At 49.6% G+C, this 13,412-nt stretch carries 10 protein-coding genes; 9 read left to right on the top strand and 1 reads right to left on the bottom strand.

What is annotated here, in order from left to right:
* Positions 1–286: 286 nt before the first annotated feature.
* Positions 287–757, bottom strand: a complete 471-nt coding sequence (locus CSQ88_RS01290) for a YhcH/YjgK/YiaL family protein (protein WP_099396314.1) — start codon at positions 755–757, stop codon at positions 287–289.
* Positions 758–996: 239 nt separating this feature from the next.
* Between CSQ88_RS01290 and CSQ88_RS01285 the strand changes: the two genes are divergently transcribed.
* From CSQ88_RS01285 to CSQ88_RS01240, 9 genes are all read left to right on the top strand, one after another.
* Positions 997–1,845: a PA4780 family RIO1-like protein kinase gene (locus CSQ88_RS01285; RefSeq protein WP_099396313.1), complete on the top strand. Its 849-nt coding sequence runs from the start codon at positions 997–999 to the stop codon at positions 1,843–1,845.
* Between the two features lie 11 nt (positions 1,846–1,856).
* The gene (locus CSQ88_RS01280; protein ID WP_099396342.1) at positions 1,857–2,324 is read left to right on the top strand and encodes a GNAT family N-acetyltransferase; all 468 of its coding nucleotides are present in this window, start codon (positions 1,857–1,859) and stop codon (positions 2,322–2,324) included.
* Between the two features lie 85 nt (positions 2,325–2,409).
* Positions 2,410–3,408 (top strand): hypothetical protein, encoded by a 999-nt coding sequence (locus tag CSQ88_RS01275; protein WP_099396312.1) that lies wholly within the window; start codon positions 2,410–2,412, stop codon positions 3,406–3,408.
* Positions 3,409–3,691: 283 nt separating this feature from the next.
* Positions 3,692–5,380 (top strand): single-stranded-DNA-specific exonuclease RecJ, encoded by a 1,689-nt coding sequence (gene recJ / locus CSQ88_RS01270; RefSeq protein WP_099396311.1) that lies wholly within the window; start codon positions 3,692–3,694, stop codon positions 5,378–5,380.
* Between the two features lie 224 nt (positions 5,381–5,604).
* Complete coding sequence (locus CSQ88_RS01265; protein ID WP_099396310.1) at positions 5,605–7,668, top strand: lamin tail domain-containing protein; 2,064 nt, start codon at positions 5,605–5,607, stop codon at positions 7,666–7,668.
* 348 nt (positions 7,669–8,016) lie between these two features.
* Positions 8,017–9,249 carry an HlyD family type I secretion periplasmic adaptor subunit gene (locus CSQ88_RS01260; protein ID WP_180273489.1) on the top strand — a complete coding sequence of 411 codons (1,233 nt, stop codon included), beginning with the start codon at positions 8,017–8,019 and terminating at the stop codon, positions 9,247–9,249.
* A gap of 127 nt (positions 9,250–9,376) precedes the next feature.
* A complete protein-coding gene (locus CSQ88_RS01255) occupies positions 9,377–9,910 on the top strand; it encodes a hypothetical protein (protein ID WP_143449376.1) in 534 nt (177 codons plus the stop codon).
* Positions 9,911–10,885: 975 nt separating this feature from the next.
* The gene (locus CSQ88_RS01245; protein WP_099396307.1) at positions 10,886–12,820 is read left to right on the top strand and encodes a lamin tail domain-containing protein; all 1,935 of its coding nucleotides are present in this window, start codon (positions 10,886–10,888) and stop codon (positions 12,818–12,820) included.
* Positions 12,810–13,370 (top strand): hypothetical protein, encoded by a 561-nt coding sequence (locus CSQ88_RS01240; protein WP_099396306.1) that lies wholly within the window; start codon positions 12,810–12,812, stop codon positions 13,368–13,370. Before CSQ88_RS01245 ends, CSQ88_RS01240 begins: the two co-directional genes overlap by 11 nt.
* Positions 13,371–13,412 lie beyond the last annotated feature (42 nt).

The raw sequence follows: 13,412 nt of genomic DNA, 5'->3' as shown, positions 1-13,412 counted from the left end.
GGAATTGAGCCAGCTTATAGAGCTTTAGTAAGCTCTAATACTGTACTGAAGTACAGTGTCTTGGTCTGCTGTGGCTGATATCACTCATGAGTGCTGATTGTTTGGCATTAATTCATTAAAAATACCGTTAGCTATGTCATTTTTAGTAAAAGTGCGGTTTTGTAAGCTATTGTTTTTGTATGCAATTAAATGGTTCTGTCTGCAGTTTGTAAGTGCAGGGCGGGCGGTGAGTAAAAAGCAGAGCATATTTGAACACTGCTCTGCCCCGTGGAGGCTGCCTGTGCTTTTAAACCACAGTGATCAGCTCTTTAGCGATCTTGATCACCACTTTTTTAATGGCCACAGGCTGATGGCTGGCGCGGCAGGGTTTGTGTAGCTCGCCTGGGTAGAAAATGGCAAACATGCCGGGGGTGAGATAAAGCCGGGATTCGCCTTCTATGGGCGCCACAAAGGCAATATCTCTTTCTAAAAGCTGATCTTGGGTTTTAGCCAGCGCCTCATTGGCCGGGGCGTAGCCGATCAGCTCTTCGCCTTCATATAAATACTGAATATCAATATAGCGGGCATGAAACTCGGGCTTGCCGCCATCCCATGGCTGCGTAAGTGGTGTTTGTACCAAAGCAAACATCCGTTCACCATCAATAGGATAGCGGCCGGTTTCCATGCAGGAGAAATCTGTGTTGCGCAGATATTGGAGTGCGGTTTCTATGGCGGCGGGCAGGGGCAAGCCAGCTTGGTGCAAATGGCCCAGATACATGGTGTTCTCATAGCTTTATGGAATGTGCGCATTATATCTGAGTGATTTTGCCCACGATGAGAATATGGCCGATTGCAAGATACTTAATCATGGCGTAATCTTTTTTTAGTTGCATGTTTAGTGTCAGCTTAGTGTTGGATATTAACATGTTAAAAAACCTTTTTGGCCCCGATCTTTGCGCTAAAAGCGAATTTATGGCATAAGGCACACTGCTGTTTGCTTATACCGGACTTTGGAAAATGAAAACCCCGAAAAGATTAGAACCACTTGTTCAGAATGGACTTGTTGATGAAGTACTCCGCCAGCTGATGAGTGGCAAAGAAGCCGTGGTTTACGTAGTGCGCTGTGGCGACGATGTTCGCTGCGCCAAGGTTTACAAAGAAGCGAATCAGCGTAGCTTTAAACAAAATGCGGCTTACCAAGAAGGCCGTAAGGTTCGGGGCTCACGTGATGCCCGTGCTATGGAAAAAGGCAGCCGTTATGGCCGCAAAATGGCCGAGGAAGTCTGGCAAACCGCCGAAGTGGATGCTCTGCACCGCTTAGCCGCAGCAGGCGTGCGCGTGCCCACTCCATATAACTGCTTTGAAGGTGTGCTCCTGATGGAGCTGGTGACCGATGCCGCAGGCCATGCTGCCCCACGATTAAATGATGTTGTGCTGAGCCATTCAGTGGCTTTGGCTTATCACGCCATGCTGATTAAGCAAGTGGTATTAATGCTTTGCGCTGGTGTGATTCATGGCGATTTATCTGAATACAATATTCTGGTTGATGCAGATGGCCCGGTGATTATTGATTTGCCGCAGGCTGTGGATGCGGCAGGCAATAACAGCGCCTTTAGCATGCTGGAGCGCGATGTGGGTAATCTGGCCACTTACTTTGGCCAGTTTGCGCCAGAGTTACTGAATACGGATTACGCATTTGAGATCTGGAGCCACTACGAGAAAGGCGAGCTGCATCCTGATGTTGTGCTGACTGGCCGCGCCCGCCGCAGCGAGAAAAAAGCCGATGTACGTGGCCTGATGCGTGAAATCGACAGTGTGAAAGAAGAAGAACTTAACCGCCGCCGCTTTCAGCTGGAAGAAGATTAAGATTGAAAAATATGCTTTTGAATACCCGCCCGGCAGTGCCCTCTGATATCGCAGAGTGCATTGTCATCAGAGGCAAGACGCGGGAAAACGCGATTTCTAAAACCCGCTTGGCTGAGCTTGGCATTACCGAAGCGTCATGGGCTGCTCAAGTCGAATCCGGCGAATTGCTGGGTCGCATTTGTCTTGTTGAAGGGCAAATGGCTGGCTATTGCTTTGGCTCTGTAAGTACGGGCGAAATTGTGGTCTTAGCACTGCTGCCAGATTATGAAAACCAGGGAATGGGTAAAGCGCTGTTGCAAAGCGTGATGTCAGATTTGAAAGCACTGGGGCACGCCCGGCTTTTTCTTGGCTGCGCTGCTGATCCTGAAGTGAGGTCCTTTGGCTTTTACAGGCATTTGGGCTGGCGCTCCACAGGTCAGTGTGATAAATATGGTGATGAAGTGCTTGAGTATGTTTTTGCAACGAGCATTCAGGTCTGATTATTCAATCTGGCGTTTTTATTTTTAGGGTGGCTGCTCACAGCCCTCTGTGCCTCCTGCTCACATCTTGTCGTAAAATCCCCTTATGTCACTTCATTTTGTTATTTCTTACGCCGACTGGCCCGATTCGGATCAGTGCCGCTTTATTACCACCGGCCTGGATTTGCCCGCAGCGGCGCTGCTGTGCGGCCGGGGTGAACGCCTGCCTGCGCACAAGCAAACAGCAGAGGCATGGCTGGCAGGGCGGTTTGGTATGGAGCATTTGCCTGCGGCGGCTTTAACGCTGGGCTTGGATCAGCCAGCCGCTGAGGCGGGCTTTTGGCTCAGAGCCGATCCGGTACATCTAAAAATTGAGCGGGATGGGCTGCTGCTGTTTGATGCACACCATTTTCAAATTGCTCAGGCCGAGGCCGATGCGCTGGTGGCGGGCTTGAATAGCGTATTTAAGGACGATGGCATGCTGTTTGTGGCTGCCACGCCAACGCGCTGGTATCTGCGCTTACCAAGCGATCCGCAGCTGACATGGACATCGCTTGATGCCGCCATTGGCCGCGATATCAATACGCTCTTGCCCAAGGGTAAGGACGCGCTGAAGTGGCACCGTCTGCTGAATGAAATTCAGATGTACCTCTACACCCATGCCGTGAACGATAAACGCAGCGACGCACAAACCATCAATAGCCTCTGGCTGTGGGGGGGCTCTGACTACCCTGTTGCGGATACACCTGTCGTGCCTAGCGTACCGGTTTATGCGGATGATTTGCTGCTGCGTGGCCTGATGCATATTGGTGGCTCAGATGTGCAGCCCCTGCCTGCTAACGCTGCCGCACTACCAAGCGGTGATGCCTTGGTGATGCTCGATCACCTGCGCCTTGGGGCCTGTTATGGCAATGCCCACGATTGGCGGGAAGGCTGGCTTGCATTAGAAAAAGACTGGTTTGCGCCGCTGCTCGCAGACTTAAAATCGGGCAAGCGTAAATCACTGGCGATCACCTTCCCCGAGCTGGGCCTTGCCTTGCAAACAGACCGATCCTTACGCTGGAAGATCTGGCAAAAGCCAAAATTACCTTGGGCGTTTGCTTAGGGCTAAAAAAGTCTGCAGATGCAAAGCCCATGAAGAACACAGAGTACACAGAGAAAAACATAAGGGTTTAATATTGATCCCTTTTCACTCCTTAGCCAGACGCTCAAAAACGTTAAAGCCGTCATTCCCTTCAACAGCATTCGGGAATGACGCAGTCGTTTAGCTTTAGGAGAGTCGTTGTATTCCCTTGGTTTTTCTCCCTGTTCTGCCTTTAAACTCTGTGTTTTCTGTGCCCGCAGAAGCTCGTTTTAGAAGTTTTTATACCCGTCACTTTGAGTCAGCCATGACCATCATTTCCCCCCGTATTGTCCCATCCGCTGCCGAATCTCTGCTTTGCGAGCAAGGCTTATCCCCGCTCGAGGCGCGCTTGTATGCGGCTCGCGGTATTGCTACGCGAACCGAGCTGGAGCACGAATTGGCGCACCTGCTGCCCTTCCATGGCTTAAAAAATATTATTGAAGCGGGCAAGCGCCTTGCGGATGCGATTGCGGCCAAAGAGCGGATTCTGATCGTGGCTGATTACGATGCCGATGGCGCTACGGCTTGCGCGGTGGGGATGCGGGGCTTGGCGATGCTGGGCGCGGTGGTCGATTTTGTGGTGCCAAACCGCTTCGAATATGGCTATGGCCTCACGCCAGAAATCGTTGATCTGGCAGCGCAAAAGTCACCGGATTTAATTTTAACGGTGGATAACGGCATCGCCAGTGTGGCCGGTGTGGCCGCAGCGCAGGCGCGGGGCATTGATGTGCTGATTACCGATCACCACCTGCCAGGCGACGAGTTGCCCGCCACGCTGATTGTGAATCCTAACCAGCCAGGCTGCACCTTTGCCAGTAAGAATCTGGCTGGTGTAGGCGTGATGTTTTATGTGCTGATGGCGCTGCGTGCCGAGCTGCGCGAGCGGCAGGCTTTTGCGGGTATCAAAGAGCCAAATCTGGCGACGCTGCTGGATTTAGTGGCGCTGGGAACGGTGGCCGATGTGGTGAGGCTGGATGGCAATAACCGCATTCTGGTGGAGCAGGGCTTAAAGCGTATGCGGGCAGGGCGGGCCAGTGCCGGTGTCATGGCTTTGTTTACGGCGGCGGGGCGCTTGCCTTACAAAGCATCTTGCTTTGATCTGGGCTTTACCCTGGGGCCAAGGTTGAATGCGGCAGGGCGTTTGGACGATATGAGCCTGGGCATCGCTTGCCTCTTGGCGGATTCAGAAGCCGCCGCCACACCGCTCGCCAAAGAGCTGGATGGCATGAACCGCGAGCGGCGCGAGATTGAAGTGGGCATGCGCGCCGAGGCCGAGGCGATTTTGGCAGGCATTGCGGTGGAAGACGCTTACAGCATCAGCCTTTATCAGGGCGATTGGCATCAGGGCGTGGTGGGGATTATTGCCTCCAGAATGAAAGATAGATTTCATCGCCCAACCATCGTGTTTGCCGATGGCAACGATGATGAAATCAAAGGCTCGGGCCGCTCCATCCCCGGCCTGCATCTGCGCGATGCGCTGGATTTGGTATCCAAACGCCACCCTGATTTGATTTTAAAATTTGGCGGCCACGCGATGGCGGCGGGTTTAAGCCTGCGCCAGGCCGACTTTGCACGCTTTAAAACCGCGTTCGAGGCGGTGTGTCACGAGCTGATGGATGCCGACACGCTGGAGCGAAAAATTGAAACTGATGGCGAGCTGGCCACCGAATCTTTTGCGCTGGACGTAGCCGAAACACTGGATAAACAAGTCTGGGGCCAGGGCTTCCCCGCGCCGATGTTTCAGGGTGAATTCACTGTGGTTGAGCAGCGCCTGGTGGGCGAGCGGCATTTAAAGCTCAAACTCGCCAATCCACATGGCCTAGTGCTGGATGCCATGCGCTTTGGCCATGCCGACCCGCTGCCAGCCAAAATCCTCGCCGTGTACCGCATCGGCGTAAACGAGTTCCGAGGCAACCGCGTGGTGCAGCTGCATATTGAGCATGTGAGCGAATAGCGCTTAAGTGTGTGATGCGGCTTAGCAGTACTGAATGATCGCAGGCGGGTGCAACCCCAGATGCGCTAACCAAATTGTTTTTTCATTAGCAAGCAGCGAAAAAGCCTAACAACCACGCTATCTCGCCAATGATTCCCTGCCAGGCCATCGTCTGTTTGCTATGGTAAAGAGGGGGCGCAGCTATGTGCCAGAGCGTGTTTGGGTGTGAATAAGGGGCTGGCTGAATGAAACCAACTTTGTGGTATTTATTGCTGTTGGTCTTAATCAGTTTAACGGCCTGCGGAGGGGGAGGCGGCGGCTCTTCAGAGAGTGTGGTGCCAACGCCTGTTTCGCAAGTTGTAACCGCCACACCCATCCCAACAGCGATCCCTACCGCGCAGCCTACTGTTATTCCCAGTGTTACACCCACCGCTATTCCAACTGCTGCGCCCCTGCCCACGGCGGTACCCACTTTTTTACCCAGCTCCAGCCCCAGCCCTACATTAACGCCCTCACTGGCCCCGGCTCCCAGCCCTTCGCCCAGCCCTGTTCCAACCTCTGTGCCGGTTACGGCTGCAAATGCGGGCCTGATCATCAGCGAAGTATCCAGTAATGATTCGACCAATCCCGGGGCGTGGGTGGAGATCCATAATCCGGGCAGCAGTGCCGTTTCCCTTAGCGGCGTCAGCTTGCGTACCCGATCTGGCCTGCGCTCATCGCCATTTACCGTTTCCAGTGCGCCGGTCAGCTTTAGCCTGCCTGCCGTTACGCTGGCAGCAGGCGGGTATTTAGTGGTGATCGCTAAAATTGACGACAGCGTCAGTGATAACAGCCAGGCGGTGTATATCAGAAATGGCGAAGCCGTGCCCTTTTGGGATGCCAATGGCGCTGCAGAGCTGACTTTTGCTGGGGCCACTTTAGATTTTGTCCGCTTTGGCAGCAGCAGCCATGCACCACTAAGCAGTGGCGCATGGGCAGGAGCCAATGTGGCCGCCATGCCCGCTACATCGCAAGATTATGGCAAGTCTTTGGTACGGCCTTTTCCGTTGCAAGCTAATAGTAAGAGTGCCGCCGACTGGCTGCAGGTTTCTTTTGCCACGCCCGGCGGGCGCAACGATGTGCCTGCCACAGCGGCAGATAGCGATAACGATGGCATCCCTGATAGTGCAGAAGTTGCGGGCGGCACATTTGGCGGCTTAGATTTATTTGCGATGGGGGCAAGGGCGAATCAGCGCGATATCTTTGTACAAGTTGATCATATGATTTCCAGCGATGCCGGCATTACCCCGCGCAAAGAAGCGCTGCAAAAAGTAGTGGATGTCTTTGCCGCCAGAGGTTTCAGCATTCATTTTGATACCGGCAGCCTCTATGCCGCCAGTTTTAACCCCGCCTTATTTAATCTGGGTGGCGGGCTTGCAGGCGGATCTAATGCGGTGAGCTATGCCAGATGTTTAACTTTAGACAGCAAAACAGGCTGCGCCTCTTTATACAGCTATAAATCAGCAAGTTTAGATATCCGGCGCAAAACGATATTTCATTATCTGATAATGGCTAATTCTCAGGAATCAGACGGATCGGCAGGCTCTTCTGGCCTGGCAGAAATTAATGGCAATGATTCCATGGTGACATTAGGCAGCTGGGGGTTATCCAGCGGCTCAGGCAGTAATACCAACTTATTGCTTAATTACCAGGCCAGCACAATTATGCATGAATTGGGCCACAATTTTGGCTTAGAGCATGGCGGTAATGAATCTAATAATTACAAGCCTAATTACTATAGCGTTATGAATTACCTATATCAATTACCAGGCCTGGGCTCTGATCCTAAAACAAACAGCGCCGTGCAGCGCTATTACTTAAATAATAATGCGCTGGGTTTTAGCTGGGGAAATATTTGCAATATAGACGCCAGCCCCTGCGGTACAGAATATAAAATGGATTACTCCGATGGCAGCGGCATCAGCTTAAATGAAAGCAGCCTGCTTGAATCCGCCATCATTGGCCGGGGAAATAATGGCGGGTTTTATGCAGACTGGAATACCAATGGCACACAAAATGCCAATGCCTATGCAAGAGATATTAATCAGGACGCTAGCTTTTCAGTATTAAGCGATTACAACGACTGGGCCAATCTCAATATAGCCTTTGCCCGGCAAAGCACGGGCAATAGCGGGGCCAGCCTGTTATCAAGGCGCGTATTTATCCCCCTGCGTGTGCTTAGCCAGGACAGGCAAACAACAGCAACTGAGCAGCGCCCTGCTTCAGAGCTGATTCAAATGATAAGTAGCCTTAAACAGAGGGCGCAGTAATTGCCATGCTGGAAGTTGCTTGCACTTGTGTAAGAGTTTGAGGGGCTGATTAAGGCGAGGTACATTCTTGAAAATGGCAATAAAATGTTGTTTTGTGTGGGTTTTTAATTACTTAAAATAACGTGTCGCTTTCAATATTATTGCTTTATTTTCAAATTTTTTGATTTTAGTCTTTTTTTATCTTTGTTTTAAATTGACCGTTTAATTTTCTATGCTTACTATATGCTTTTGAAATGCATATAGTGAAGTAAAGATGAAATATCAAGTTGTCGGCGAGTTACTTACAAAGTACCGACAAATTTTTGCTGCCGCGCTAGTCCCCCTCACCCCGCCGCCCGTATCACCCCCTTGCTCGCTTTTATCCTGATCGCCCTGCTATGGGCCTGCCTTGGCAAGATTGATATTGTGGCCGTGGCACCTGGCAGGTTGATTGTGTCTGATCGCAGTAAAACCATTCAGCCCTTAGAGGCAGGGGTGGTGAAGTCGATTCATGTGCAAGACGGGCAAATGGTAAAAGCGGGGCAGCTGCTGATCGAGCTGGATGGCACCGTCTCAGGTGCAGAAAACACCAAGCAGCAAACCAATCTGCACGATGCAGAGCTAAACGCCCTGCGCGCTAAAGCCTTGCTCGCCGCTTTAGATAGCGGGCAAGCCCCTGTTGTTACTAATGCGGTGGCAGGTAAGGAGCTGCAATCTCTGGAGGCCAGCCGCCTGGCGCTTAGTCAGTGGCAGGAATTACAAGCCAGGCTATCTACCCTGGATAGTGATACTTCACGTAAGCAAGCCGAGCGGGCTGGGGTGCAAGATCAGATCGCCAGGTTTGAGCAAACCTTACCGATTATTAAGCAACGCGAAAAAGACTTTCAGGACTTGGCGCTGCAAAACTTTGTTTCCAAACACGGGGTGTTAGAGAAACAGCAGGCCAGAATAGAGGCCGAGCAAGATCTGGCCAACCAGCGGCATAAACAATCAGAGCTGGATGCCGCCATTCGCGGCAATGCCCAGCAAAGAATTGCCATTCAGGCAGAGTTTCGCCGCACCCAGCACGATCTGCTTACCCAAGCCAGCGAGCAAGCCCGCTCGTTTACACAAGATGTGGTTAAAACTGGGCAATTACAAAAGCAAACCCGCCTAACCGCGCCCGTAGCCGGAGTGGTGCAGCAACTGGCCGTACACACCGTGGGCGGCGTAGTCACCCCCGCGCAAGCCCTGCTGGTGATTGTGCCTAGGTATGAGGCCGTTGAGGCCGAAGTGGTACTGGAAAATAAAGACATTGGCTTTGTCAATGCCGGGCAGGCCGCCGCTATTAAAATTGAAACCTTTAATTACACCAAATACGGCCTAATTGACGGACAAGTGAGAAACGTTTCATTTGATGCTGTGCCTGATGAAAAATTAGGGCTGATTTATCAGGCCAGAATTAAATTAAAAAAAAATAAAATGAATGTCGATGGTAAATGGCTAAAGCTGGCTCCGGGAATGGCGGTGACGGTAGAAATTAAAACAGGGCAGCGCAGAATTATTGAATATTTCTTATCGCCACTCATGGCGCATGTTTCAGAAAGTGTAAGGGAGAGGTGATTCTATTTGTTGGCTCTATTGAAGGATAATGTTGTAGATTAATTAAAAAGTTATTATTTTATCTTTTTTATATTGGGTAAAAGTAGATATGTCAAATAAATTTCTGATGGTTTTTATGGTGTTTTTCGTGGATATTGTTCAAGCAAGATCCGAATATACACCCCCTGTCGATTTTATTAAGAATATTAGCCGGCTGGAGAACGTAATTGAAGGTGTTGTTGATCGGGTTGAAGTGGAGGAGCTGATAGGGGCAGTGTCGGATCAAAAACGAGCTCCTACTGTTAATTTAAATGAGTATTGCAAAAAAAAAGAAAGGGGAGCGGCCGCTATTGTTTATTTTTCATTGAAAAACTATAAAGTTTTGCGAGCAAATTCTTCTGATAAAGAGTTGAAGGGAAATGGTGCCATTTACATATCGTCATTGGTTTCAAATACATGTACATCAGCGTTGTCAATTATCTCTAGGAAGGGAATGAATACACTTTTTTTAGTTGACAGATATTATCAGTATAGGAATGGTGTTCTAGTAGTGCCTGGGTATGAGTTTTTTACCCCTATGGGGCATGAAAATGCTCCTAAGGGGTGGCTGAAGTATGATTATGATTTGCTTGAGTTTATACAAAATCCATCTGTGGCTAGTGAATTATTAAAATTGTTGTGAGATGGTTTTCTTAATTTTAATTGATGTTTAATTTAGAGGTGTTAAATGAATTTTAGTGAAGTTGATTTTAAAAAAATGGGGTCGATTTTTTCTTTACTCTCAAGCACGGTAGGTTGGGCTAAAGCTTTATCAGCCCAACATTTAATAATGGACACTTCATGCGATATCGAAGAGCAAATATAGGCGGTGCTACTTGTTTTTTTACCGTCAACCTTGCAGATAGAAAAAGCACTTTATTGGTGGAGCAAATTGATTTGCTGCGTGAGCAATGCGAAAAATCCGGCAATCTCACTCTTTCGGGATTATTGCGTGTGTGGTATTGCCAGATCATTTGCATGCTATTTGGCGCTTATTTGTTGGAGATGCTGATTTCCCATTGCACTGGACTTTGATTGAAGCTGCTTTTTCCAGATCGATACCAAAAACTAAGCTTATCCGGCAAAGCAGAAAATTAAAACGTGAGCGTGGAATATGGCAGCGCCGTTAATGGGAGCACTTAATTAGGGATGATGACGATTTAGAAAAACATGTTGCGTATATTTATTTCAATCCGGTGAAGCATGGTTATGTCACAAAGGCGGTTGACTGGCCTTATTCATCGATTCATAGGGAGATTCGGCAGGGGAATATAGATAAAAACTGGGGATGTAAAAAATATGGGATTTTTTAAACGAAAATTGCATAGCAGTTGAGCAGTAAAGCAGGCACATTCGTTTGATTTTTATGCCATTGGATTAATTGATGTATATAGGATTGATCAATCATTAGCTTTAGCTGCCATGCAACTAAGCATTATTTGGGTTTTTATTTATGTTTAGTCAGTTTTTGGTAATTTTACACAAGAAAATGATTGGTTCGGTAATGACATTGGTGTAGGCTGCGCAAGCATTAGAAAATCCTTAAACACTGGCCGTGTTTTAGCCGCCACGTATTGGGATAGTACCTTTTTTGACTAGGTCATTTTTGAGAAAGTAAATGAATAACGATCGTTTTCAGCAGTATGGCGTGCGTTTGGCAGGTTTAAGTTTGAGTGTGATATTAGTGGCTTGCGGTGGTGGGGGCGGAGGGGGAGATTCAGGTAGTGCATCTCCTGCTACGACATCTGTGCCGTCGCAGCCCCCCACTTTAGTGCCGACTACGGTTCCGACGCCTGTTCCAACTTTGCCACCCGTAAGCCTGTTGCCAACGCCCACGCCTGCACCGGGGCCAACTTTAAGCTCAACATTACTTATTAGTGAGGTTTCGAGTAATTATGACTCTGGGAAGGGGGCATGGTTAGAGATTTACAATAGCGGTGTGCAGGATGTATCTCTGAATGGGGTGAGTTTGCGTACTTCATCCTGGTCTGACTGGACGTCGTTTGATTTGCCAAAAACAATGGTGATTAAGCCGGGCGCGTATTTTATTGTGGCAGGCAAAAGTGATGATGCCATGCAGAGTACGGATCAAATTGCTTATGTGAGTAATCAGTCTAAGGTGCCCGATTGGAGTGGCAGCGGTGCAATCGAATTAGTTAAAGGCGGCGTAACGCTTGATTTTGTTCGCTTTGGTAATAGCCAGGTTCAGCCATTGACGGCAGGCGCCTGGGCAGGGGGAAATGCTGTAAGTATTCCTTCCTTTGTTTGGGATTATGGCTATTCCCTGGCGCGTACGGAGCTGGTCAAAGGCAATACGCGCAGTGCGCAGGACTGGGCTGTTGTGCCGTTTTCTACCCCTGGTGGCCCTAATGATGTGCCTGCTTATGCCACAGATACTGATAAAGACGGTATCCCGGATAGCGCTGAAGTTGCAGGTGGCACATTTGGGGGGATTGATTATTTTGCAATGGGGGCAAGAGCAAATCAGCCGGATATTTTCATTCAAATTGATCATATGAAGTCGGCAGATTTAGGAATTACACCCAGGAAAGAAGCGCTGCAAAAAGTGGTGGATGCTTTTAAATTGCGAAATATAGCGGTGCATTTTGATACAGGCAGTTTATATAGTACAAAATTTAGTGCGGCGGATTTTAATCTAGGCGGTAGCCTTTTAAATTCAAGAAATGAAGTGGCGTATCAGTCTTGCTTGGGGATTGATTCATCTGCAGGCTGCGCATCGATTTATGATTATAAAAACCTGAGTATGGATATTCGCCGCAAGCAGGTTTTCCATTACTTATTAATGGCTAATTCACAAGAGCCTGATGGCAGTATGGGGTCTTCTGGTTATGCCGAAGTTGTGGGTAATGACTTTATCGTTACTTTAGGGGGATGGGGTTTAAATGCCGATTCCACTGAGGAAATGAATCAGTTAATCAATTTTCAGGCGGGTACGATTATGCATGAGTTAGGGCATAATTTAGGCTTGGAACATGGCGGTAATGAGGGCACAAATAATAAGCCTAATTACTATAGTGTGATGAATTATCTGTACCAGTTACAGGGCCTGGGCTCATCACCCAAATCAATATCGCCTGTAGAGCGTTATTTTTCTCAAATAGAGGCAAATGGTTTTAGTTGGGGTTCACTCTGCAAGCTTGAAGGCGGGCCATGCAGTAATCGTTTCCGGATTGATTATTCCGATGGAACGGGTAGTACCCTTGATGAAAACAGTCTGAATGAAGCGGCCTTAATTGGGCGTGGCCGGTCTGTGGGTGTCTATGCAGATTGGGATTTAGACAATAAGCAAAGCACGGTTAATTATGCTTTGGATCTGAATAATGATGGTATTAAAGGACTTTTGCGTGATCACAATGATTGGGCTAATTTAAATTTAGCTTTTGCACGCGTAGAAAGTGGCAATAGCGGCGTATCCATGCAAAGGAGCAGTAAAGTGGCGATTAATCCAATTCTGAACGATAAGCAGCGCTGGGCAGCTGAAGCCAAGCCATCGGCGGCCTTCTTTGCTGCGATGCGCCATCGTGCGCGCTGACTGGGTTTGGGCCCTGCTGTGTGTGGCAGGGTTTGCTCAGGGGGCCGCGCTGCAGATCAGCGGGGCGAGTGCGATGAAGCCCCTTTCTGGTGAAGTGGAATCGGCCAGGCTGGAGGCGGGGGCGGCGTACTTTAAGCTGGCTGAGGGCGAGGCCGTGGTTGCGCCCTGGCCGCTGGCATGGCGCGCCTTGCCTGAAGGTACGCAGCTGCTGGCAGAGCGTGCGCCTCATCCGGCCGGGCCGGTCAGCCGTTTGCGATTACTGAATGGTGATCAGCCGTGGCTGGAAATGATTGCGGGTGGCTACGCTGGCACCGTGGTGCAGGATGGCTGGCGGCTGGGGTTTAAAGAGGGCAAGGCCTTGTTAGTGCTTGGGGACAAAAGCCAGCCATTTTTAAGCAAAATGCGAATGAAAGATCAGGCGGGGGCACGGTGGTGTTTGCGCCTGCTCGCTACGCATGATGCGCCGAAGGTGGCCTCTGGCATGGCGCAGGAAGCGCAAATTAAGGCGGACTGGCTGCGCTATTTGCCGCGTAAAGGGCGATGCGAGTGATGTGCGTGATCATTCACTGATCTAAATGCAGGGCGGGCACAA

This window comes from Iodobacter sp. BJB302, from assembly GCF_002735645.1.
Classification (GTDB): domain Bacteria; phylum Pseudomonadota; class Gammaproteobacteria; order Burkholderiales; family Chitinibacteraceae; genus Iodobacter.
Note: the sequence above shows the minus strand (reverse complement) of the source record. Positions and strands in the feature narration are given on the sequence as shown.